Source organism: Klebsiella oxytoca, from assembly GCF_009707385.1.
Classification (GTDB): domain Bacteria; phylum Pseudomonadota; class Gammaproteobacteria; order Enterobacterales; family Enterobacteriaceae; genus Klebsiella; species Klebsiella oxytoca_C.
On record NZ_CP046115.1, the window covers coordinates 1,221,148 to 1,242,796 of the forward strand.

Annotated in this window: 24 protein-coding genes; 16 read left to right on the plus strand and 8 right to left on the minus strand. The window is 54.2% G+C overall.

All coding sequences use genetic code 11. From position 1 onward, the window contains the following. Window positions 1-94 precede the first annotated feature (94 nt). The 3 genes from GJ746_RS05680 to ampH all read right to left on the minus strand — a co-directional run bounded on the left by GJ746_RS05680 (window position 95) and on the right by ampH (window position 3,360). A complete protein-coding gene (locus GJ746_RS05680; RefSeq protein ID WP_154679310.1) occupies window positions 95-586 on the minus strand; it encodes an REP-associated tyrosine transposase in 492 nt (163 codons plus the stop codon). A 532-nt stretch (window positions 587-1,118) separates the two neighbouring features. Beyond that, window positions 1,119-2,093 carry a porphobilinogen synthase gene (gene hemB / locus GJ746_RS05685; protein WP_154679311.1) on the minus strand — a complete coding sequence of 325 codons (975 nt, stop codon included), beginning with the start codon at window positions 2,091-2,093 and terminating at the stop codon, window positions 1,119-1,121. 106 nt (window positions 2,094-2,199) lie between these two features. Then, on the minus strand, window positions 2,200-3,360 hold the full coding sequence (gene ampH / locus GJ746_RS05690) for a D-alanyl-D-alanine-carboxypeptidase/endopeptidase AmpH (protein WP_154679312.1): 1,161 nt from the start codon (window positions 3,358-3,360) through the stop codon (window positions 2,200-2,202). A 221-nt stretch (window positions 3,361-3,581) separates the two neighbouring features. Here ampH and GJ746_RS05695 point away from each other — a divergent pair, with 221 nt between their 5' ends. The 3 genes from GJ746_RS05695 (at window position 3,582) to GJ746_RS05705 (ending at window position 6,556) form a co-directional block, all read left to right on the plus strand. After that, on the plus strand, window positions 3,582-4,094 hold the full coding sequence (locus GJ746_RS05695) for a cysteine hydrolase family protein (protein ID WP_195908840.1): 513 nt from the start codon (window positions 3,582-3,584) through the stop codon (window positions 4,092-4,094). A gap of 116 nt (window positions 4,095-4,210) precedes the next feature. Next, on the plus strand, window positions 4,211-5,431 hold the full coding sequence (sbmA, locus tag GJ746_RS05700; protein ID WP_154682653.1) for a peptide antibiotic transporter SbmA: 1,221 nt from the start codon (window positions 4,211-4,213) through the stop codon (window positions 5,429-5,431). Between the two features lie 18 nt (window positions 5,432-5,449). Beyond that, entirely contained in the window at window positions 5,450-6,556 is a 1,107-nt protein-coding gene (locus GJ746_RS05705; RefSeq protein WP_154679314.1) for a DUF1615 domain-containing protein, read from the plus strand. Here the strand turns inward: GJ746_RS05705 and GJ746_RS05710 are convergent. Next, on the minus strand, window positions 6,553-6,855 hold the full coding sequence (locus GJ746_RS05710) for a DUF2755 family protein (protein WP_154679315.1): 303 nt from the start codon (window positions 6,853-6,855) through the stop codon (window positions 6,553-6,555). The two genes, GJ746_RS05705 and GJ746_RS05710, sit on opposite strands and share 4 nt — an antisense overlap. 255 nt (window positions 6,856-7,110) lie before the next feature. On the opposite strand from GJ746_RS05710, the gene GJ746_RS05715 reads away from it, so the two are divergent. Further along, the gene (locus GJ746_RS05715; protein WP_154682654.1) at window positions 7,111-7,314 is read left to right on the plus strand and encodes a DUF2754 family protein; all 204 of its coding nucleotides are present in this window, start codon (window positions 7,111-7,113) and stop codon (window positions 7,312-7,314) included. A gap of 344 nt (window positions 7,315-7,658) precedes the next feature. Here the strand turns inward: GJ746_RS05715 and ddlA are convergent, their stop codons facing one another. Then, a complete protein-coding gene (gene ddlA, locus GJ746_RS05720) occupies window positions 7,659-8,756 on the minus strand; it encodes a D-alanine--D-alanine ligase (RefSeq protein WP_154679316.1) in 1,098 nt (365 codons plus the stop codon). Between the two features lie 101 nt (window positions 8,757-8,857). Here ddlA and GJ746_RS05725 point away from each other — a divergent pair, with 101 nt between their 5' ends. From GJ746_RS05725 to psiF, 5 genes are all read left to right on the plus strand, one after another. Further along, on the plus strand, window positions 8,858-9,541 hold the full coding sequence (locus tag GJ746_RS05725) for an extensin family protein (RefSeq protein ID WP_154679317.1): 684 nt from the start codon (window positions 8,858-8,860) through the stop codon (window positions 9,539-9,541). Between the two features lie 169 nt (window positions 9,542-9,710). After that, window positions 9,711-10,910, plus strand: coding sequence for a multidrug efflux MFS transporter (locus GJ746_RS05730; protein ID WP_154679318.1), 1,200 nt, complete (start codon window positions 9,711-9,713; stop codon window positions 10,908-10,910). An 822-nt stretch (window positions 10,911-11,732) separates the two neighbouring features. Continuing rightward, window positions 11,733-11,993: an anti-adapter protein IraP gene (gene iraP, locus GJ746_RS05735; RefSeq protein ID WP_154679319.1), complete on the plus strand. Its 261-nt coding sequence runs from the start codon at window positions 11,733-11,735 to the stop codon at window positions 11,991-11,993. A 79-nt stretch (window positions 11,994-12,072) separates the two neighbouring features. Then, a complete protein-coding gene (gene phoA / locus GJ746_RS05740) occupies window positions 12,073-13,512 on the plus strand; it encodes an alkaline phosphatase (protein WP_413773432.1) in 1,440 nt (479 codons plus the stop codon). 91 nt (window positions 13,513-13,603) lie between these two features. After that, the gene (gene psiF, locus GJ746_RS05745) at window positions 13,604-13,924 is read left to right on the plus strand and encodes a phosphate starvation-inducible protein PsiF (protein WP_154679321.1); all 321 of its coding nucleotides are present in this window, start codon (window positions 13,604-13,606) and stop codon (window positions 13,922-13,924) included. Window positions 13,925-13,971: 47 nt separating this feature from the next. On the opposite strand, the gene proC is transcribed toward psiF, so the two are convergent. Continuing rightward, window positions 13,972-14,781: a pyrroline-5-carboxylate reductase gene (gene proC / locus GJ746_RS05750; RefSeq protein WP_154679322.1), complete on the minus strand. Its 810-nt coding sequence runs from the start codon at window positions 14,779-14,781 to the stop codon at window positions 13,972-13,974. Window positions 14,782-15,092: 311 nt separating this feature from the next. On the opposite strand from proC, the gene GJ746_RS05755 reads away from it, so the two are divergent. Next, window positions 15,093-15,551 (plus strand): YaiI/YqxD family protein, encoded by a 459-nt coding sequence (locus GJ746_RS05755; protein WP_154679323.1) that lies wholly within the window; start codon window positions 15,093-15,095, stop codon window positions 15,549-15,551. On the opposite strand, the gene GJ746_RS05760 is transcribed toward GJ746_RS05755, so the two are convergent. After that, window positions 15,548-16,246, minus strand: coding sequence for a DUF2076 domain-containing protein (locus GJ746_RS05760; RefSeq protein WP_154679324.1), 699 nt, complete (start codon window positions 16,244-16,246; stop codon window positions 15,548-15,550). The two genes, GJ746_RS05755 and GJ746_RS05760, sit on opposite strands and share 4 nt — an antisense overlap. Before the next feature lie 334 nt (window positions 16,247-16,580). Here GJ746_RS05760 and aroL point away from each other — a divergent pair, with 334 nt between their 5' ends. The 4 genes from aroL to ppnP all read left to right on the plus strand — a co-directional run bounded on the left by aroL (window position 16,581) and on the right by ppnP (window position 18,678). Next, window positions 16,581-17,108, plus strand: coding sequence for a shikimate kinase AroL (gene aroL, locus GJ746_RS05765; protein ID WP_154679325.1), 528 nt, complete (start codon window positions 16,581-16,583; stop codon window positions 17,106-17,108). A 71-nt stretch (window positions 17,109-17,179) separates the two neighbouring features. Beyond that, the gene (locus tag GJ746_RS05770; protein ID WP_154679326.1) at window positions 17,180-17,371 is read left to right on the plus strand and encodes a YaiA family protein; all 192 of its coding nucleotides are present in this window, start codon (window positions 17,180-17,182) and stop codon (window positions 17,369-17,371) included. A 254-nt stretch (window positions 17,372-17,625) separates the two neighbouring features. Further along, window positions 17,626-18,306: an AroM family protein gene (locus GJ746_RS05775; protein ID WP_195908803.1), complete on the plus strand. Its 681-nt coding sequence runs from the start codon at window positions 17,626-17,628 to the stop codon at window positions 18,304-18,306. Window positions 18,307-18,393: 87 nt separating this feature from the next. Further along, window positions 18,394-18,678 (plus strand): pyrimidine/purine nucleoside phosphorylase, encoded by a 285-nt coding sequence (ppnP, locus tag GJ746_RS05780; RefSeq protein ID WP_154679327.1) that lies wholly within the window; start codon window positions 18,394-18,396, stop codon window positions 18,676-18,678. 42 nt (window positions 18,679-18,720) lie between these two features. Here ppnP and rdgC read toward each other — a convergent pair whose 3' ends face one another. Next, window positions 18,721-19,632, minus strand: a complete 912-nt coding sequence (gene rdgC / locus GJ746_RS05785; protein WP_154679328.1) for a recombination-associated protein RdgC — start codon at window positions 19,630-19,632, stop codon at window positions 18,721-18,723. A 90-nt stretch (window positions 19,633-19,722) separates the two neighbouring features. On the opposite strand from rdgC, the gene mak reads away from it, so the two are divergent. Both mak and GJ746_RS05795 read left to right on the plus strand, forming a co-directional pair. Beyond that, the gene (gene mak, locus GJ746_RS05790; protein WP_154679329.1) at window positions 19,723-20,628 is read left to right on the plus strand and encodes a fructokinase; all 906 of its coding nucleotides are present in this window, start codon (window positions 19,723-19,725) and stop codon (window positions 20,626-20,628) included. Window positions 20,629-21,042: 414 nt separating this feature from the next. Further along, entirely contained in the window at window positions 21,043-21,606 is a 564-nt protein-coding gene (locus GJ746_RS05795; protein WP_227852756.1) for a fimbrial protein, read from the plus strand. Window positions 21,607-21,649 lie beyond the last annotated feature (43 nt).

The window sequence follows — 21,649 nt, forward strand, 5'->3', positions numbered from 1 at the left end:
TGTAAAAAATGGGGTAATCCCGGTTTGCGGCTGGCACCTTACCCGGGCTATCGGAGTAGGCTGTAGCCCCGGTAAGCGCAGCGCGACCGGGGAATTACTGGCGTTCGCCGCACAAAAAATCGTGAATTTCGCTGCCCCAATTATCGGGATATAACCCGTGGCGGACATCCCGGTGAAAGGTTGAAAAGGGCCAATCACAAACCTGTCTTACCCAACCATGCTTGACCGGATTTATATACGTGTAATCGATATGTCGGCGGTAGTCTGCTTCATCGCGGATAGCATGTTCCCAGAAGCGAGGTTGCCAGACATTTTCCTGTTTTAATGCTTTGCTAAAGCAACCTTTTATATCCCTCCATCTGGCGGAGAAATCGCTATCTTCTTCGGGTAATGTCCAGATGCAATGAAGATGTTCAGGAAGGATAACCCAGGCATTAATGTAAAAGGGTTTTCGTTGTTTGATGGTGAAGATAGCATGACGTAATTCCCCGATATGCTCGGTTAGAAGCCTGCTCTTCCGGTTTCGCAAATTGACCGTAAAAAACCAGGTACCACCCTTCAGATAATAACGACGATAGGCCACCACGGAGCGCTCCTTTGCAAACACATCTTTTGAAGCATCAGGGTATAGATGGGATAAAATCAGGCAAGAGTTCAATAATGACGGCGGAAAGAGGCTCGCAAAATTTCGTCTCCGGGGCAATCCCGGGTTGCGGCTGGCGCCTTACCCGGGCTACTGGAGCAGGCCCGTAGCTTCGGTAAGCGCAGCGCGACCGGGTAAAAAATGGTGCCGAATATAAAAACCGGGATAACCCTGGGTTGCGGCTGGCGCCTTATCCGTCTACCGGAGCAGGCCGTAGCCCCGGTAAGCGCGCGCGACCGGGGAAAACATAGTGCCGAATATAAAAACCGGGATAACCCCGGGTTGCGGCTAACGCCTTACCCGGGCTACTGGAGCAGGCCCGTAGCTTCGGTAAGCGCAGTGCGACCGGGGAAAACATGGTGCCGAATATAAAAACCGGGATAACCCCGGGTTGCGGCTGGCGCCTTACCCGGCTACCGGAGCAGGCCGTAGCCCCGGTAAGCGCAGCGCGACCGGGGGAGGGGCGATAGCCGAATTAACGCAGGATTTTCTTTTCGGCGAGGTCGAGAGCGAAGTAGCTAAAAATCAGATCCGCACCGGCGCGTTTAATTGCGCCGAGGCTTTCCAGCACCACTTTCTCTTCATCGATAGCGCCGGCCTGGGCGGCGAATTTAATCATCGCGTATTCACCGCTCACCTGATACGCGCCCAGCGGCAGGTTGGTGCGCTCGCGCAGATCGCGCAGGATATCAAGATACGGACCGGCCGGTTTAACCATCAGGCAATCGGCGCCCTGGGCTTCGTCGAGCAGCGACTCGCGGATCGCTTCACGGCGATTCATTGGGCTCATTTGATAGGTTTTACGATCGCCTTTTAACGCGGTACCCGCGGCTTCACGGAACGGGCCATAGAACGATGAAGCGAACTTCGTGGAGTAGGACATGATCGCCGTATCGCTAAATCCGGCGGCGTCCAGCGCCTGGCGAATGGCCTGCACCTGGCCGTCCATTGCGGCGGAAGGGGCGATAAAATCCGCGCCTGCGGCAGCGGCAACCACTGCCTGTTTGCCGAGGTTCTCCAGGGTTTTATCGTTATCCACGCCGTGCTCGCACAGCACGCCGCAGTGGCCGTGAGAGGTGTATTCGCAGAAGCAGGTGTCGGACATCACGATCATCTCCGGTACCGCCTGTTTGGCGATACGGGACATGCGCGCTACCAGACCGTTTTCATTCCAGGTATCGCTGCCAACGGCATCGGTATGATGGGAAATCCCGAAGGTCATCACCGAACGGATGCCGGCGTTGGCAATGCGCTCAATCTCGCGCGCCAGGTGTCTTTCCGGAATACGCATTACGCCGGGCATAGCTTCGATGGCTTTGTAATCGTCAATTTCTTCTTCAACAAAGATCGGCAACACCAGGTCGTTCAAACTCAGTGTTGTCTCTTCAAACATGGCACGTAGCGAAGCGGACTTACGCAGGCGGCGTGGGCGAGTGATTAAATCTGTCATGGTTTGCCTGATTTTGTGAAATGAAAAAAGCTAGTTTACCTGAATTGGCGGTGGGATGTTTCGCCAAAATGATCCTTATCAATCGATGGCAAAACATCCCGATAGTTTACTGACTGACGGTCTCAATCGTGGGACGGAAGCCGCTGAGTTCGCTAACCAGCTCGTTGATGCCGTCGCTCATATTATTGAAACGCGTCAACGGAGAACGGGTCACCACCACGAAGGCGCCGACGTTAGCCTGCGGGTTCATCGCCATATAGGTGATAAAACCGCCGCCGCCGCCGGTCTTCTGAATAATGCCCGGCTGGCCGTTTTTCGGCTTCATGTAAACCCAGCCGAGGCCGAGGGCATCGGCTTTGCCCGGCACGTCCATACCGATCACCTTTGTCAGATGGCTACGTTGATAAATCAGCGTCTGCATCCGGTCCGCCTGCTGGCCGCGGGTGAAGAAATCAGAAGAGAGGAACTGCTGCATCCAGCGCATCATATCGCCGGGCGTGGAGTACACGCCGCCGCTGCCGATAGCCGCGAGGGTATTGTTACACGGGCTGGCCCCTTTCTCCGGGATCATCAGCCGTCGGCACTGATCCGGCGATGGCGTAAAGGTGGTGTCTTTCATCCCCAGCGGACGGGTGATTTGCTCTTCAAACAGCTGCGGATAAGGTTTGCCCGCAGCGGTAGAGAGCGCATCGGCCAGCAAATCGAAGGCCAGATTGGAATAGGCGGCCTGCGAACCGGGGGCGGTTTTTAGCGTTGCGGTGGATAACCAGTTCCAGCGCTGCTGGCGGGTCGGCCAGACGAAAACCGGACGATGCGCCGCACCGCCGGGCTGCTCGCGCGGCAGCGCGCTGGTATGCGTCGCCAGATTCACCAGCGTGATAGGCGCGCCCTGGTAAGTTGGCACCCGCGCGCCCGGCGGCGCGTATTTGCTCAGGGGATCGTTAAGCTTCACTACGCCCTGATCGAGGAGTTTGACAAGCATTTCGCTGGTCATCAATTTGCTGATAGAGGCAATGCGGATCACCGAATCGAGCTGCGGGTGCTCATTATTGCCCGGCCTGGTCTCGCCAAAGCTACGGAATACGCGCTGGTTACCGTCGATAACCACCAGCGCCATACCGGTCGCGCCGCTGCCGTAGAAAATATGATTCGCGTAACGGTCAACAACATCGGCGGCGAATTCCGGGTCGACGCTCGGCTGTGCGGCCTGGACCGATGTCAATGACGCCGCGCACAGCGCAGCAAAAATGAGCAGACTACGTTTCAACGGGGGCATCCATCATGGTGAAGAAAAAATACAGAGCGTATTTATACTACGAAGCGCCGCCGAGCAAAGCGCTAATGAAGCGATTCTGTGCGGAAAAACGTAACCTGGCGTAAAAAAACCTTTTTTATGCTTTCGGATAGCGGCATTTACCCGCGGGCGCGTATGATGATCGTTTTGGTTAATAACGAGTGGCGGAGACGATGGCTGTACAACGGGTAGTAATGGTAGTGGATATGCAAAACGGCGTTTTCGCGACGCCGCGTTTCGAGCGCGAGCGCTGCGCGGCGCAAATTAATCGCCTGATAAACGCTGCGGATACCGTTATCTTCATTCAGCACTGTGAGGAGGGCGGCCTCGAAGAGGGAAGCGAAGGTTTTGCCTTGTTGCCCGAAATACAGCAGCCCGCAGGCGCGCTATACGTTACGAAGACCGCCTGCGATGCCTTTTACCGCACTCCCCTCGAAGAAGTGCTGCGCGAACATCACATTACGCAGTTTGTGATTTGCGGTTGCGCCACCGACTACTGCGTTGATACCACCATCAAGAACGGCGCCAGCCGTGGCTACGCGATTACCGTCGCTGAAGATGCCCATACTACAGCCAACCGTCCGGCGGCTCAGGCCACCACGTTAATAGCCCACCACAACGACGTCTGGCGTTCGCTGACGGTTCCGGGCAATCCTTTACACGTGAAACCGACAGAAACAATTCTTAGCGAGTGGCAGCCGAACTAAGCTACTGATACCCGGTCTCATCATCCGCCCACTTTGCTTCGCTGCGACGGCTTTGCGGCGGGCGTTTTGTATGACATAGCACAGCGAAATGAAAAAGAAGTTAGCAGGAGAGCATGATGTTTAAATCCTTTTTCCCCAAACCGGGGCCGTTTTTTATTTCTGCCTTTATCTGGTCGCTGCTGGCGGTGATTTTTTGGCAGGCGGGCGGCGGCGACTGGCTGCTGCGGGTAACCGGCGCATCCCAGGATGTCGCGATTAGCGCAGCGCGCTTCTGGTCGCTCAACTATCTGGTGTTCTACGCCTACTACATGTTCTGCGTGGGGGTATTTGCCCTTTTTTGGTTTATTTACAGCCCGCACCGCTGGCAGTACTGGTCGATCCTTGGCACCTCGCTGATTATTTTCGTCACCTGGTTTCTGGTGGAGGTGGGAGTGGCGATAAACGCCTGGTACGCGCCGTTCTACGATCTGATTCAGACCGCGCTGGCGACGCCGCATAAAGTCAGTATTAATCAGTTTTATCAGGAAATTGGCGTATTTCTCGGCATCGCGATTATCGCGGTGCTGATCGGCGTGATGAATAATTTCTTCGTCAGCCACTACGTTTTCCGCTGGCGTACCGCCATGAACGAACACTATATGGCGCACTGGCAGCACCTGCGCCATATCGAAGGCGCCGCCCAGCGTGTGCAGGAAGACACTATGCGCTTTGCTTCTACGCTGGAGAGCATGGGGGTCAGTTTTCTCAATGCGGTGATGACCCTTATCGCCTTCCTGCCAGTGCTGGTGACGCTCTCCGCGCACGTACCGGATTTACCGTTTGTCGGCCATATACCGTACGGTCTGGTTATCGCCGCGATCGTCTGGTCGTTAATGGGGACAGGCCTGCTGGCGGTGGTGGGGATTAAGCTGCCCGGGCTGGAGTTCAAAAACCAGCGCGTTGAGGCCGCCTATCGTAAAGAGCTGGTTTACGGTGAGGATGACGCTAACCGCGCGACGCCGCCGACGGTGCGTGAGCTGTTCAGCGCCGTGCGCCGCAACTATTTCCGCCTCTATTTCCACTATATGTATTTCAACATCGCCCGTATTCTTTATCTCCAGGTGGATAACGTTTTCGGTTTGTTCCTGCTGTTTCCGTCGATTGTTGCCGGTACGATTACGCTGGGCCTGATGACTCAGATAACCAACGTCTTTGGTCAGGTTCGCGGCTCGTTCCAGTATCTGATTAGCTCGTGGACTACACTGGTTGAGCTGATGTCTATTTACAAACGTCTGCGCAGCTTTGAACGCGAGCTGGACGGTAAAGAGCTGCTGGAAGTTACCCAAACGCTAAGTTAACGATCGCAAGGAAGAACCATGGCCGTAGCATCATCTCATTTTGTTTCGCTCTCCCTGACGCTACTGGCCGGGATGGTTCTCAGCGCCTGTTCCAGCAAGCCGGAGCCGGTGTTAAAAGAAGGCGAAAAGCCGATTGATGTTGCAGCCGTGGTGCGGCAGAAAATGCCCGCCAGCGTAAAAGATCGTGAAGAATGGGCGCAGGCCATCGCTAAAACCTTTGCAAGCCAGAAGCTGGCGCCGACGGAAGAGAACGTGTGTTCGGTGCTGGCGGTGGCACAGCAGGAGTCCAACTATCAGGCGGACCCTGCGGTGCCGGGGCTGAATAAAATCGCCTGGCAGGAGATAGACCGCCGGGCGGAGAAAATGCACATTCCGGTTTTTCTGGTGCATACCGCGTTGAAAATCAAATCACCCAACGGTAAGAGCTATAGCGAACGCCTGGATAGCGTGAAAACGGAAAAGCAGCTGAGCGCAATTTTCGATGATTTTATCGGTATGGTGCCGATGGGGCAGAAGCTGTTCGGCTCGCTAAATCCGGTGCATACCGGCGGTCCGATGCAGGTCAGTATAGCTTTCGCCGAGCAGCATACCGACGGCTATCCGTGGAAAATCGACGGTACCGTGCGCCAGGAGGTGTTCAGCCTGCGCGGCGGGCTGTGGTTTGGCACCTATCATCTGTTGAACTATCCGGCTAGCTACAGCGTGCCGCTGTATCGTTTTGCCGACTTCAACGCCGGATGGTACGCCAGCCGCAATGCCGCTTTCCAGAATGCCGTCTCTAAGGCGACGGGCGTCAAGCTGGCGCTGGATGGTGATTTAATTCGCTACGACAGCGACGAAGCCGGAACCACTGAACTGGCGGTGCGCCGCCTGTCTTCTCAGCTGGCGATGAGCGATGAGGATATCCACCGGCAGTTGAAGAAGGGGGATACGCTGGCGTTTGAGGAGAGCGATCTGTATAAAAAAGTGTTCCGTATCGCCGACAAGAAGGTTGGCAAAACGCTACCGCGAGAAGTGCTGCCGGGAATTCAACTTGAGAGTCCGAAAATCACCCGTAATTTGACGACCGCCTGGTTTGCCAAACGCGTTGACGACAGGCGAGCCAGCTGTATGGCGCGCCGCTAGCGGTGGCTGCGCCAGCGAAAAAGCAGTCCTAAGACGCCAATCAACAGCGTGCCGGCCAGAAAAGGAATCAGGCCAAATAATGTTCCTACCATCAGGCCAATTTCAATACGCGGGCGGCTGCTGTCCTGCATTTGAATCAGGTGCTCAAACACGCCCGGCGCGTGGATCAGCATGCTCAGCATTTGCGCTCCGGCCCAGAAGCAAAACAGCACAAACAGGGCATAAGCGATGTTGCTGCTGGTGATAGCGCGCCTTTTTTTGCCGCCGTTGCCGGCTTTTGCAAAGGTGAACTCAGCCATATTTTGACCTCCGTACTTCGCTAACTTACCGTTTTGCAACGGCTACATAGACGTTATTCTGGCAACGGGGAGGAGGTTCCAGTATCAGATTGCTGGTAATTTCTGCCCAGGAATATTCCTGATTTCACCGGTATGTGAGTTTGCTGCAAACAGGGGAAATTTAGACCGCTATCGCAATGTGCGACAATTCTCCTCATGGCTGCAGACCGGCGGTGGCGGCTATGCGAAGATGCTTTTTTTGTTGTTGGAGCGATGATGAAACTCACTGAAAAAATCCGCCGCGATTGGCACTACTACGCGGTTGCGCTGGGGTTGATTTTTATTATGAATGGCGTAGTCGGGCTGCTCGGGTATGAAACCGAAGGCTGGCGTTCATACGCGGTTGGGCTGGTGACGTGGGTGATTTGCTTCTGGATCGCCGGGTTTATCATTCGCCGCCGCCCGCCAGAGGAAGCGTAAAGCGGAGAAATAACCTGAAGCCGTATTGGGTGCTGCATCCCGGAGGCGGTGCTGACGCACCTGTCCGGGCTACCGATCTGCCGACGGCGGCCGGCTAAGCGCAGCGCGAGCCGGGAAGAGGCCGAGCGGACACATCAACTTCGGCACACTCCCCGGGTCGCGCGTAAACGCCTTATCCGGGTTACCGATCCGCAGACGGCGGTGAACCGGTAGCTCGGCTAAGCGCAGCGCGAGCCGGGAAGAGGCCGAGCTGATAGATCAACTTCGGCACACTTCCCGGGTCGTGGCGTAAACGCCTTACCCGGGTTACCGATCCGCAGACGGCGGTGAAGCCGTTGCCGTGATTAATTCATCGATGTTTTCAGCGCGCGATCGGCGGCGTGACGTTCCAGCGCCAGCTCAATCAGGCGGCTAATCAGGCTGGTGTAGTCCAGGCCGCTGGCCTGCCACAGTTTTGGATACATGCTGATGTTGGTGAACCCCGGCAGGGTGTTGATTTCGTTGATAACGACTTCGTTATCGGCGGTCAGGAACACATCCACGCGCGCCATGCCGCTGCAGCCGAGGGTCTGGTAGGCACGAACGGCGATATCGCGAATTTTATCGTTTACATCGCTGTCAATTGCCGCCGGAACCACCACCTTCGCGCCCTGATCGTCAATGTACTTGGTGTCATAGGCGTAGAATTCACTATTGAGGACGATCTCGCCGCAGGTGCTGGCCTGCGGATTATCGTTGCCCAGTACCGCACATTCGATCTCGCGCCCTTTAATTCCCTGTTCTACTACGACCTTATGGTCAAATTCGAAGGCCAGAGCGACGGCCTGCTGGTACTGCTGCTCGTTGTTGACTTTGCTGACGCCTACCGAGGAGCCCTGGTTCGCCGGTTTAACGAACAGCGGCAGTCCCAGCGTTGCCTGTACGTCGGCAAAGTTCACCTGATTACGGTTGGCGCGGGTCAGGGTAATAAAGGGAGCTATTGCCAGTCCGGCATCGCGCAGCAGACGCTTGGTGACGTCTTTGTCCATGCAGGCGGCGGAGCCGAGAACGTCGGAACCGACGAAGGGCAGGTTGGCCATACGCAGCATGCCCTGCAGAGAACCATCTTCACCCAGGGTGCCGTGGACTATCGGGAAGATGACGTCGATGGCCGCCAGCGGCTGGCCGCTATCGGCGTTAATCAGCTGCTGCGCCTCGCGTCCGGGAATTTGCGCCAGCGTAATATCGGATGGGCGCAGAGCAATACGGGCGGGATCCTGAGGATTGAGCAGATAGTTGCTGGCATCGTTGATATGCCATTGCCCCTGCTTATCAATCCCCAGCAACACCACGTCGAAGCGCGTTTTATCGATCGCTTCCACGATATTTTTCGCTGACTGTAGCGATACTTCATGCTCTGCCGACTTACCGCCGAAAACGATCCCAACCCTCATCTTAGCCATTTCAACTTCCATCATGATTACATCAAAGGGCATAACATAGCATGTGAAACAGCCGCATGGCTGCCATAATATTCACCAGATAAAGGAGTGGGAGGCCGCGCGTGAAAGGAAAAGCTTCAATTGTTCTGTTGGCGCTGCTGGCGGCCGGATATTACGGATATCGTTATCTTCCAGCACAATATAACCCGTTTGTGCCGCTGCGCCTGGAGGATCCGCCGGGATTTATCAGCCACTATAAGCTGCGGCGATTAACGCCCGCGCAGTGCGCTGACCTGCTGGAGGAGGCCAACCGGCGTAAGCTCATCACCAGCGGGGCGGTTGCCGATAGCCGGGGAGAGTGCCCTCTGCAGAGCGTGGTTCGGGTGCGCGATTTTGGTACGGTAAAGCTCAGCAGCAGCTTCCTCGCCAGCTGTCCGCTGGCGTTGAGCAGCGCGCTGTATCTGCAGCAGCAGGCAAAACCGTTGACCCGTCGGATGCTGGGGCAAGAGCTCCTTCAGGTGGATCATTTTGGCAGTTTTGCCTGCCGTAATATTTATCATCGTCAGAACGCGCGTCGTAGCGAACACGCCACGGCGGAAGCGCTGGATATCAGCGGCTTTCGTTTATCCGATGGCCGACGTATAAGCGTGCTGAAAGGCTGGCCCGACCCGCAGTATCATTCCTGGCTACAGGGGCTGCTGGCGAGCAGCTGCAGCTACTACGGCAGCGCTTTGGGGCCGGACTATAACGCAGCCCATGCCAATCATTTTCATCTCGGGATGCGCGGCCAGCGCTTCTGTTTTTGAGCATATTTCGCTGTATCCAGGGCATTTCCCCACGAAATTATTCACAGCGGGGCGATCCGATACCATAAAACACCAAACTCGCCGCCAGCGCATCTCTGGTAGTACGTCGTCCAGGGGAAATTGCTAAGCTAGTTAATAATTAACAAAAAACTAATGAATACGCGTAGTTATGGAATCCTGGAAGGTTAATCTCATCTCCGTCTGGTTCGGCTGTTTTTTCACCGGACTGGCTATCAGCCAAATTCTCCCTTTTTTACCGCTGTACGTTTCCCAACTGGGCGTGACCTCGCACGAAGCGTTATCCATGTGGTCGGGGCTGACTTTCAGCGTCACTTTCCTGGTCTCGGCGATTGTCTCGCCGATGTGGGGGAGCCTCGCCGATCGCAAAGGGCGTAAGCTGATGCTGCTACGCGCCTCGCTGGGTATGGCCATCGCTATTTTATTACAGGCGTTTGCCACTAACGTCTGGCAGCTGTTTATCCTGCGCGCGGTAATGGGATTGACTTCCGGGTATATTCCCAACGCGATGGCGCTGGTGGCGTCGCAGGTGCCACGCGAGCGTAGCGGCTGGGCCCTTAGCACCCTGTCGACGGCGCAAATCAGCGGCGTGATCGGTGGCCCGCTGCTCGGCGGTTTCCTCGCCGATCACGTCGGACTGAGGGCCGTATTTATTATTACCGCTGTTTTGCTGACAGTGAGCTTTCTGGTAACGCTATTTCTGATCAAAGAGGGCGCTCGTCCACAGGTCAGCAAAGCGGAGCGGCTGAGCGGTAAGGCGGTATTTGCCTCGTTGCCCTATCCGGGTCTGGTTATTAGCCTGTTTTTTACCACGCTGGTTATTCAGCTGTGCAACGGTTCTATCGGCCCGATTCTGGCGCTGTTTATCAAGTCGATGGCGCCGGATAGCAATAACATCGCTTTTCTCGCCGGGATGATTGCCGCCGTACCTGGCGTTTCGGCGCTTATTTCGGCTCCGCGGCTGGGGAAACTGGGCGACAGGATTGGCACTTCGCGGATCCTGCTGGCGACGCTGTGCTGCGCGGTGGTGATGTTCTTTGCCATGTCGTTCGTCACCACACCGTTCCAGCTAGGGGTACTGCGTTTCCTGCTCGGTTTTGCCGATGGCGCAATGCTGCCAGCGGTTCAGACCCTGCTGCTGAAATACTGTAGCGACAGCGTCACCGGACGTATTTTCGGTTATAACCAGTCGTTTATGTATCTTGGCAACGTAGCCGGGCCGCTGATAGGCGCATCGGTATCGGCGATGGCCGGTTTCCGCTGGGTGTTTATGGCGACTGCGGTTATTGTCCTCATTAATATCTGGCAGCTGGCTATCATGCTGCGCCGTAGCCGCCGCGCTGCGGCCTGACGGGATAGAGATAATCATTAACGATTGCACTCTGGAGCGACCGGGTCCGGCAACGCAGAGTTTTCATGCGGTTGATGTTACTCGGGCGGTGAACGTCGGACAGATGAAGGTCCGCCCCGAGAAGGAGGATGGACGATGGCTGCTTTGATTAATATTGAAGGTGGTTGGCTATTACGAAAAGCGCTGCGTCAGTTATTGAGGCGTTATTTTCTTGGTTATTTCTTCATCAAGGTTCCCGGTGTTATATAGGTGGTAAAACGCGACGTACGGAGAATCATTTTGTTCAGCCCTTATTTAAGGGAAATTCTGTGCGGCGGTCACCGGGTTTATCAGTAATATTCCGATCCTCATGGCGTGATTGAGGTGACGATGCTTGTAGGCGGTGTGCTGGCGGACTCTGGGTTGTGGTAAATCGCTCGATGTAGTTGTCGGAATCGAGTCGGTTAGATCTGCGCACCAGGGCCAGACTCTGATTGCCAATACGAATATGATCCGCAGCGCTTGTATGGTGCATCAGGTGGATGACTGACCGGTAAAGTCGCGTTGGACGGCGGTAATCTGACCCGTCAGATATATTATGGTGATACGTTATAACTATCGATTGAATAGCAATATTCCATTTTATTCTTAATTGTTAAATTTGGTTATGAGGCTTATTAATCTGCTATTGAGTTAATCCTGATGGCTAAAAAAGCAAGGAGCAAAACGTTTCGCTTGTTATTCATTGACGGAGGGATCTATTTTCAAAAATAATTCTGGTATCCGACGGCTAATGTATGACATAAATAGCAGACTACGGACTTCGCATAAGGATAAAGTGCTGTGAAGAATCTCATTGCTGAGCTACTGGTTAAACTCGCCCAAAAGGAAGAAGAATCAAAGGAACTGACGGCCCAGGTTGAAGCGCTGGAAGTGGTGGTAACCGCCCTGTTACGCCATATGGCACAAGACGTCCAGCAGGCGCTATTCAACGATATTGAGCAAGCCATCAATGAGGCCAGCCCCGGCCCGCTAGTAGACGATCGAGATACTCTTTTATTGCAGCAATATATAAAGAAGCTGTTACGGCATCCTCGTAGTTAGTTGTGTGACAATGTCTGGATGCTGTCATTTTACTGTCACGTCACTTTTATACAGTCTTCCTCGTTTTGTTTTTTAAAGTATTTTTTACACGGAGACGATAAAAGTGAAATTAAGCGCCCTGGTTATTGCCCTGTTACCTCTGCTGGGCTCCCCGATTATTCACGCAGAAACCACAATCGCGCCAGTTCTGGAAAATCGCGCTGCTCAGGGCGATATCACCACGCCGGGCGGCGCTCGTCGTTTAAGCGGCGACCAGACCGAGGCGCTGCGTGCTTCGTTAAGCAACAAGCCGGCTAAAAATATTATTTTGCTGATTGGCGACGGAATGGGTGATTCTGAAATTACCGCCGCGCGAAATTATGCCGAAGGGGCGGGTGGCTTCTTTAAAGGCATTGATGCGCTGCCGTTGACTGGCCAGTACACCCATTATTCACTGGATAAGAAAACCGGCAAACCGAATTATGTGACCGACTCAGCCGCTTCAGCCACGGCCTGGACCACTGGCGTGAAAAGCTATAACGGCGCGCTGGGCGTAGATATCCATGAAAAAGATCATCAGACTATCCTCGAGCTGGCGAAAGCGGCAGGTTTAGCAACCGGTAACGTTTCAACGGCGGAACTGCAGGATGCGACTCCCGCTGCGCTGGTGGCGCATGTTACGTCGCGTAAATGCTACGGCCCGAGCGTGACCAGCGAAAAATGCGCCAGCAACGCGCTGGAACAAGGAGGTAAGGGCTCCATTACTGAACAGCTGTTGAATGCTCGCGCCGACGTGACGCTGGGCGGCGGGGCGAAAACGTTCGCTGAAAGCGCGACCGCCGGCGAATGGCAGGGTAAAACGCTGCGCGAACAGGCGGTTGCCCGTGGCTATCAGATTGTTTCCGACGCCAGCGCTCTTGCCGCTATCAGCCAGGCCAATCAGGACAAACCGCTGCTTGGTCTTTTCTCGGAAGGCAATATGCCGGTTCGTTGGGAAGGGCCAAAGGCGTCTTATCACGGCAATATCGATAAAGCGGCCGTCACCTGTACGCCGAACCCTGAGCGCGATGCATCGGTACCGACGCTGGCGCAAATGACTGAAAAAGCCATCGACCTGCTGAGCAGTCATGAGAAGGGCTTCTTCCTGCAGGTGGAAGGCGCTTCTATTGATAAACAGGATCATGCGGCGAATCCGTGCGGCCAGATTGGCGAAACCGTCGATCTGGATGAGGCAGTACAGAAGGCGCTGGAGTTTGCTAAAAAAGATGGCAATACCCTGGTTATCGTCACTGCCGATCACGCGCACGCCAGCCAGATTATCCCGGCAGATACCAAAGCTCCGGGCTTGACGCAGGCGCTGAACACCAAAGACGGTTCGGTAATGGCGATAAGCTACGGTAACTCTGAAGAAGCGTCGATGGAACATACCGGAACGCAGCTGCGCATTGCCGCCTACGGTCCGCACGCGGCCAACGTGGTTGGTTTAACCGATCAAACCGACCTGTTTTACACCATGAAGGCTGCACTTAATCTGAAATAACCTGATGCCGGTGACGAATTTTCGTTAGCGGCTGGTTTTTTCTCAATCAGCGACCAGACTTACAGAGATCCACTCATAGAAGGATGGTGCGATGAAAATAACATTATTTGTGACCCTACTTTTTGGCCTGGTATTTATGACAGCGGTCGGTGCCGCGGAAAAAACGTTAACTCCCCAGCAGCAAAAGATGAGCGTCTGTAATAAAGAAGCATCATCGAAATCGCTGAAGGGAGATGAGCGTAAAACGTTTATGAGTAACTGCCTTAAGAAAGACGGTGCCGTGCAGGATGGCAAGGGGCTGACGCCTCAGCAGCTGAAAATGCGCGAGTGCAACGGTCAGGCGACCCAGCAGTCTCTGAAAGGGGACGATCGCAGCAAATTTATGAGCGCCTGCCTGAAAAAACAGGTCTAAGAAATAAACGGGTGAGGGTAGCCTCACCCGTAATTCACTCTTTTTAATCAGGAGCGGCTTAGCTTCTCTGATTTCTCCATGCATTTCACCATCGCTTCAATAACGGCGGAGCGGAAGCCTTTTTCTTCCAGTACGCGTACGGCTTCAATTGTGGTGCCGCCGGGTGAACACACCATATCTTTCAGGGCTCCCGGATGTTCGCCGCTTTCGAGCACCATTTTAGCCGAGCCCATCACCGCCTGAGCCGCGAATTTATAAGCCTGAGCCCGCGGCATTCCACCAAGCACGGCGGCGTCAGCCATCGCTTCGATAAACATAAAGACGTAGGCCGGCGCGGAGCCGCTGACGCCGACTACCGGATGGATCATTGGCTCAGCAATGAGTTCCGCCTGGCCAAAGCAGCGGAAAATGGTCAGGATATCCGCGGTTTCTTCGGCGCTAACCAGCGCGTTCGGCGTGACTGAGGTCATTCCCGCGTTGACCAGAGAAGGCGTGTTGGGCATTGCGCGGACGATTTTGCGATCGTGACCGAGGGCGCGCGCCAGCTGGTCGAGCGTCACGCCAGCGGCAATAGAGACAACCAGCGAGTCTTTATTCAGGCTGGAGGCGACGTCGCTGAGGACTTTAGTCATCACTCCGGGCTTTACGGCGCCGAAAACGATATCCGCTATCTGGGCGACTTCCTGTGCGCTTTGCGCAGCATTAATGCCGTACTGGTCGTGCAGGGCCGCCACTTTGTCCGGCGACGGCGTGTAGACCCAGATTTGTCCCGGCTGAACCTGTCCGCTGGCGATCAGGCCGCCGAGAATGGCCTTGCCCATGTTGCCGCAGCCGATAAAGCCGATTTTCTTCTCCATCACCAATCCCCTTGTTTGTTTTATCGTTAGCTACATATACACAAAATCATTCCAGTTGCATCAAGGCGGCAAGTGAGCGAATCCCCAGGAGCTTACTCTGGTAAGTGACTGGGGGGACAAATCTGCCGGGAGCAGATTTGAACGTCGCTTACGGCGGCCCGGAAGGGCGAGGCCCATGGATGGGCCGAGTCATTCGTGGCCAACGCCGAGGCAGCTTGCAGGATGACGTGTATAGCTTATCATCTTGTCGCTTTCACGGAAGGCAAAAGCAGGAGACAATACGGCATCTCTTTTCGTCGACAGGAGCCGCAATGGCTATTTGGGTTGATGCGGACGCGTGTCCGAACGTCATTAAAGATATTTTATTCCGCGCCGCCGAGCGCACGCAAATACCGCTGACGCTGGTCGCTAACCAGCCGCTGCGCGTGCCGCCGTCGCGCTTTATTCGCACGCTGCGCGTGGCGCAGGGGTTCGACGTCGCGGATAATGAAATCGTCCGTTTATGCGAACCGGGAGATCTGGTGATTACCGCCGATATCCCGCTGGCGGCGGAGGTGCTGGAAAAAGGCGGCGCGGCGCTGAATCCGCGCGGTGAGCGTTATAGCGAGGCAACTATTCGCGAGCGTCTGACGATGCGCGATTTTATGGAAACGATGCGGGCCAGCGGCGTGCAGACCGGCGGCCCGGATAGCTTATCCCAGCGCGATCGACAGCTGTTTGCCGCTGCGCTGGAAAAGTGGCTGTTGGAAGTCAAGCGTCAGCAGGGTTAGACCCAGCTGTCGTCGTCGCTGCCGAAATCGTCGTTACCAAAACCGGCGTTAAAGTCGGAGTCATAGTCATTGTTATCGGCCAGGAACTGGCTATCGTCCTGGCGGAGGGGGTCGTCGGGAACGTTATTGTCCTGCGCCTGGCTAAGATCCTGCTGCGGTTTTTCTTCGATAATATTAACGATCTCCTGCGGGTGCGAGCCGCTAAACATATTGGTCAACATGTTACCCAATACTACGCCGCCAGCGACCCCTGCCGCCGTTTGTAGCGCCCCGGCCATAAAGCTACCGCCGCTGCGCGAGGCCTGAGGCGCATAGTTCGGCTGCTGCGCCTGCGGCACATACTGAGGCTGGGCGTTAGCCTGCGGTCGGCCATACTGCTCTGCGCCAGGAATAGGGTCGGAACCGCGGGACTGTCCGCCGCCAAACAGGCCAGAGAGAAATCCGCCGCTGCTCGGCTTCGCGGCCTGAAGCTGGGTGACCTCGCTTTCCAGCGCCTGAATACGGTCGTTAAGCTGTTTGATAGCGGCTTCCTGGATCAGGATCGTTTGCGCCATATAGTAGGGGGCAAAAGGCTGTTCTTTGATGTGCCCGGCAATCCGCTCCTCGGCGCCGGCATCGCGCGATGCGCTGCGCGTCTCGGCCTCTTTGAGCCGGGAAAACAGTCCATCGATTAGGCGTTGCTCTTCAGATTGCATACTACATTCCTCTGTCATACTGATTAATGAGCTTCAGATTCGCTCCGAACCACTCATGTTGTAAATATGTGGCAGCGTAAAGCTGTGCGGAAATGTGTTACTGTTTACGCCAGACTGCGCACAAAAAATAACTTTTGTACAAAAGTAAAGCTGGCATAACACTAAATGCAATGATAAGTTTACATTTAAAGTCCTTTCTAATACTAAGGTAAAAGGGTTTATAGATGGTGTGTAACGTTTATTTTACGGTTATCGTTGGGTAAGTTTGCGGTACCATTGTTTCTCTTTTCGCTTTCATTTTTCCGCAAAACGCGGAACCAAGGGGTCTTCGGTAATGACACAGCTAATTTTTCTTGTCGGGCCTCGCGGCTGCGGTAAAACGACGATTGGTCACGCGCTGGCTAAAGCTCGCGGTTTCCAGTTCGCCGACACCGACCATGAGCTTCAGGAGCATGAACAGCGGAGCGTGGCGACCATCGTTCAGCAGGAAGGCTGGGAACGCTTTCGCGCCCTGGAAACCCAGGCGTTAGAAAGAGTCGCTCAGCCGGCGACGATCATTGCTACCGGCGGCGGCATTATTCTCAGCGAATATAATCGTCAGTTTATGCGGGAAAATGGCGTGGTGATCTATCTTGAGGCCACCGTTTCCGCCCTGATTGGCCGTCTTGAAGCCTATCCGAAGGCGGAACAGCGTCCGACGCTGACCGGCAAGCCCATCCGCGATGAAGTGGGTGAGGTTCTGGCGCAGAGGGAAGCGCTGTATCGTGCCGCCGCGCATCATATTATTAACGCCACCGTGACGCCGGATGAAGTTGTTGAACAGATTATGACGACAGTCTGTGGTGCAACCTATACCAGTTAAGACTTTGCCTGGGGTAAACGGATCGGCAGCGCCTATACTTTAAAATTCTTAAGGTAAAAAAAGGAAACGCTATGCCGACCAGACCTCCATATCCACGGGAAGCGCGTGTTGTCGCTGTTGAAAAAGGCCTACAGGGTCAAACGGTCACCTGGTATGAACTGCGCGCTGACCATCCGACGCCGAACTCACTCATCAGTGAGCATCCCTCTGAACAGGAAGCATTGGATGCTAAACGGCGTTACGAAGATCCCGATAAATCATGATGACCTGTTCATGTCCGGGATTCGTTCTGAAAAGTTCATTACCGGGCATGTATCACATTTTTAATCTATTGACAGTACTAATGATTACCTAAGTTACGGATTTTCAGGAGCGTTTTTGACGCTTCTGGAATCTTTACATTCCACGGCAGTCGTAACCTGCTACGCTTCTCGTCGGTTGATTTTTCATCACCAGGGGGGCAGAAGTCGTAAATAGAAGCCTGTTTTGAAACAGCGGTAGTGAAAAGGTACATGATATGAGTAGTGCATCGATGGCAATTCTGACCATTGGGGTAGTGCCGGTGGCGGAGATGTTACCGCTTTTAACTGAACATATCAGGGAAGAACAAATCGTCCATATTAGTCTGTTAGGCAAAATGGCGCGTGAAGACGTTATGCGGGACTTCAGCGTTGAGCCCGGCGATGAGACGCTATTAACTCTGCTTAACGATAATGAAATAGCGCAGGTCTCACGGCAAAAGGTGGAGCGTGATTTACGCAGCGTCATTGCGATGCTCGATAAACAAAACTACGACCTTATTTTACTGATGAGTACCCATCCTTTTAGCGGATTTACGGCGAATAATGCGATCCTGCTTGAGCCACAAAGAATTATTCCCCCGCTGGTGGCTTCGATAGTTGATGGTCATCAGGTGGGGGTGATTGTTCCGGTTGAAGAGATATTACCGTTCCAGCGGGATAAATGGCGGGTGTTAGAAAATACTCCTCTATATTCCATCTCAAACCCGGTTAGCGGTAGTAAAGAGGATCTACTCGCCGCGGGCAGAGAGTTGATTGAGCAGGGAGCGGACGTATTGATGCTGGATTGTCTTTGTTACCACCAGCAGCATCGGGATGTATTACAAAAGGCGCTGGATATCCCGGTTTTGTTGTCAAATGTGCTGGTTTCGCGACTGGCGGCAGAACTATTAGTTTAACCTGATATAACGGGTTAATTTTACGTGACAGGGGCAAGGAGCGCCCCCTATATTGTGCCTTCAACACAAGATCATAAGGGCGAGTTTATGCTTCAAAGCAATGAATACTTTGACGGAAAAGTAAAATCTATCGGCTTCACCAGCAGCAGCACCGGTCGTGCGAGCGTTGGCGTGATGGCGGAAGGGGAATATACCTTTGGCACCGCGCAGCCAGAAGAGATGACCGTTATCAGCGGTGCGCTGAACGTACTTCTGCCGGGCGAAACCGAGTGGAAAGTGTATGCCGCCGGGGAAGTATTCAACGTTCCGGGAAATAGCGAGTTTCATATGCAGGTGGCTGAGCCAACGTCTTATCTGTGCCGCTATCTGTAATGGCAGTTTCCTTCCTGCGCATGCAGGAAGGAGTTTATCAGACTAGCGCTGCGCTTCGCCGCCTAGCCCTTCAACCAGATTCTGAATCAGCGCGGCCAGTTCGCCGGTCATCAGAATAAAGTCCGCGTCAAAGCGCTGAGCGAAATCTTCCCGGTCGATATCTTCATTCTGGTCCCGCAGTTCATCGCAGAACTTCAGGCGCTTTATCGAACCATCATCGCACATTAAGAATTGAATGCGCTGCTGCCAGTCGAGCGCCAGCTTGGTGACGACCTTACCAGCCTCAATGTGTACGGCGATCTCATCGCTGACCAGATCCTGTTTCTTCGCGCGGATCACGCCGCCATCCTCCAGCATTGCTTTCAGCTCGGCTTCGTCCAGCAGCTGGAAGCCCTGGGCGACGGTACCGGAACGAACCCATTCGGTCAGCGTCAGTTCGATTGGGTTCTCCAGCGCCAGCGGGACAACGGGCAGCGAGCCGAGGGTTTTACGCAGCAGCGCCAGGGTATCTTCCGCTTTTTTAGCGCTGGCGCAGTCCACCATGATCAGTCCGTTGACGGTATCTATCCACAGCATGGTCTGGCTGAAACGGCTGAAGGCGCGCGGCAGCAGCGAGTGCAGGACTTCATCTTTCAGCGAATCTTTTTCCGTTTTCTTCAGCTTGCGGCCCTGTTCAGCTTCCAGCTTAAAGATCTTTGCTTCCAGCGCCTGTTTGATGACCGGAGACGGTAGGATCTTCTCTTCTTTACGTGCGCAGATAACTATCTGGCCATTTGCCGTATGCGTCAGCGCATCGCTGTGCGATCCCATCGGCGAAACCCAACCGGTTTTGGCCATATCCTGGCTGCCGCAAGGGGTAAATGTCAGCTCGGCCAGCTGTTTTTCCATCTCCTCGGCGCGCAGAGAAATGTCGCGGCTGAGACGATAAACCATTAAATTTTTGAACCACAGCATGATAATTTCCACGGCTTTGTCGTTAAATCCAGCGGGCATGATAGCGAATTGTCGCTATGCTTGCATTGTTAATCGGGAGAGGAATTCACAGTGCGCATTGGGATTGATTTAGGCGGGACTAAAACGGAAGTCATCGCGCTGAGCGACCAGGGAGAGCAGTTATTTCGCCATCGTCTGCCCACGCCCGGGGGCGATTATCACCAGACCATAGAGACGATTGCCGCGCTAGTCGGCATGGCCGAGCAGGCTACCGGGCAGAACGGCACGGTCGGCATCGGCATCCCCGGTTCGATTTCGCCCTATACCGGCGTGGTCAAAAACGCCAATTCAACCTGGCTAAACGGCCAGCCGTTTGATAAAGACTTAAGTCAGCGTCTGGCGCGAGAAGTGCGTCTGGCCAACGATGCCAACTGTCTGGCTGTGTCGGAAGCGGTAGACGGCGCGGCGGCTGGGGCGCAAACGGTATTTGCGGTGATTATCGGCACCGGCTGCGGTTCCGGCGTGGCGCTTAACGGTCGTGCCCATATTGGCGGTAACGGCACGGCGGGCGAGTGGGGGCACAATCCGCTACCGTGGATGGATGAAGACGAACTGCGCTATCGCGCTGAAGTTCCTTGCTACTGCGGCAAGCAGGGCTGTATCGAAACCTTTATATCCGGCACCGGCTTTGCTATCGATTACCAGCGGTTGAGCGGCCACCAGTTAAAGGGTAGCGAGATTATGCAGCGCGTCAGCGAGCAGGATCCGGTGGCAGAACTGGCGCTGAGCCGCTACGAGATGCGGCTGGCGAAGTCTCTGGCACATGTGGTGAATATTCTCGACCCGGACGTTATTGTACTGGGCGGGGGAATGAGCAACGTTGACCGGCTGTATCAGACGGTGCCGAATTTGCTAAAACCGTGGGTATTCGGCGGCGAATGCGAAACGCCGATACGCAAAGCGGTACACGGTGATTCCAGCGGCGTGCGCGGTGCCGCCTGGCTGTGGCCACTGTAAAATAATGGCTCCTTCCGTTCAGGAAGGGGCCGCTAACGACTCGTTATACATCCCTCGTTTTTTGCTTTCCGAGCAAATGTCCCTCCAGCGAATCTCTTAATAAAACCCCGCCGCTTTACCTCCAGCACTTCTGTATTCGCTTTCATATGCGCAGGCCCGTTAATTTACCGGTTCTCTGTAAATCAGAATTTGGTCTGAGAATCTATTTACTAAAATTTAAAACTAATTTGAATTTATTTTTCAAAATAAAAATCTATATACGTGTTAATTGTCAGTGTTAACTGTCGTCATTTTTTCTGGTGTGTGATGATGATCACGTTCTGTAGGCGAAAGTGAATGGAACTGAAAAAGTGTTCACGGAGAGTGGTTATATGCCGGCAGAACGAAAATTATCTTTATATTAATCAGGATATTATGATGTTCAAAAAAAGCATAATTGCAGCTTCTCTGCTGCTGACCGCAGGCCAGGCAATGGCTGTGACCGACGCAGGCGTCGCGGGTGGTACGATTACTTTTAGCGGGATGGTAACTGATACAACGTGTAATGTGACCACCAATAAAGGCGCTGACTTTACCGTCGATCTGTCGCCGGTCACTACCGAGCAGGTTGGGGTTAAGCAAGGTCTGGTAACCCACAACGCGCAAAAATTCACCATGCACGTCTCCGGCTGTAAGAGCTCAAAAGAGAATGCATCGGCACTTAAAATTACCTTTTCCAGCCCGCACGTATCCGACGATGAGCTGTATCTGAAGAACTCAACGGGTACTGCGCAGGGCGTGGGTATTGCCCTGACTAAAGATGGCTCTAACGCCATTGAGTTTGATAAAGCCATCGATACCGGCGTCAAAGCGGATGCTGCGGGCAGCGAAGCCGGCGCGGACGTGAGTTTCTTCGCCAACTACTATAACTACGGTGGTAACGATATTGCTACCGGTAGCATTGTGACCACGGCGACCTACACGTTTAATTACGAATAATATCTCACGGGGGGCTTCCCCCCGTTTTTTTATAAATAGAGTG

Bases quoted from the DNA above. Each gene is read 5' to 3' on its own strand.
- hemB (WP_154679311.1), bottom strand. From the start codon at position 2,093: ATGACAGATTTAATCACTCGCCCACGCCGCCTGCGTAAGTCCGCTTCG.
- GJ746_RS05695 (WP_195908840.1), top strand. From the start codon at position 3,582: ATGGTAGTGGATATGCAAAACGGCGTTTTCGCGACGCCGCGTTTCGAG.
- sbmA (WP_154682653.1), top strand. From the start codon at position 4,211: ATGTTTAAATCCTTTTTCCCCAAACCGGGGCCGTTTTTTATTTCTGCC.
- GJ746_RS05705 (WP_154679314.1), top strand. From the start codon at position 5,450: ATGGCCGTAGCATCATCTCATTTTGTTTCGCTCTCCCTGACGCTACTG.
- GJ746_RS05710 (WP_154679315.1), bottom strand. From the start codon at position 6,855: ATGGCTGAGTTCACCTTTGCAAAAGCCGGCAACGGCGGCAAAAAAAGG.
- GJ746_RS05715 (WP_154682654.1), top strand. From the start codon at position 7,111: ATGAAACTCACTGAAAAAATCCGCCGCGATTGGCACTACTACGCGGTT.
- ddlA (WP_154679316.1), bottom strand. From the start codon at position 8,756: ATGGCTAAGATGAGGGTTGGGATCGTTTTCGGCGGTAAGTCGGCAGAG.
- GJ746_RS05730 (WP_154679318.1), top strand. From the start codon at position 9,711: ATGGAATCCTGGAAGGTTAATCTCATCTCCGTCTGGTTCGGCTGTTTT.
- psiF (WP_154679321.1), top strand. From the start codon at position 13,604: ATGAAAATAACATTATTTGTGACCCTACTTTTTGGCCTGGTATTTATG.
- proC (WP_154679322.1), bottom strand. From the start codon at position 14,781: ATGGAGAAGAAAATCGGCTTTATCGGCTGCGGCAACATGGGCAAGGCC.
- GJ746_RS05755 (WP_154679323.1), top strand. From the start codon at position 15,093: ATGGCTATTTGGGTTGATGCGGACGCGTGTCCGAACGTCATTAAAGAT.
- GJ746_RS05760 (WP_154679324.1), bottom strand. From the start codon at position 16,246: ATGCAATCTGAAGAGCAACGCCTAATCGATGGACTGTTTTCCCGGCTC.
- aroL (WP_154679325.1), top strand. From the start codon at position 16,581: ATGACACAGCTAATTTTTCTTGTCGGGCCTCGCGGCTGCGGTAAAACG.
- GJ746_RS05770 (WP_154679326.1), top strand. From the start codon at position 17,180: ATGCCGACCAGACCTCCATATCCACGGGAAGCGCGTGTTGTCGCTGTT.
- GJ746_RS05775 (WP_195908803.1), top strand. From the start codon at position 17,626: ATGAGTAGTGCATCGATGGCAATTCTGACCATTGGGGTAGTGCCGGTG.
- ppnP (WP_154679327.1), top strand. From the start codon at position 18,394: ATGCTTCAAAGCAATGAATACTTTGACGGAAAAGTAAAATCTATCGGC.
- rdgC (WP_154679328.1), bottom strand. From the start codon at position 19,632: ATGCTGTGGTTCAAAAATTTAATGGTTTATCGTCTCAGCCGCGACATT.
- GJ746_RS05795 (WP_227852756.1), top strand. From the start codon at position 21,043: ATGATGTTCAAAAAAAGCATAATTGCAGCTTCTCTGCTGCTGACCGCA.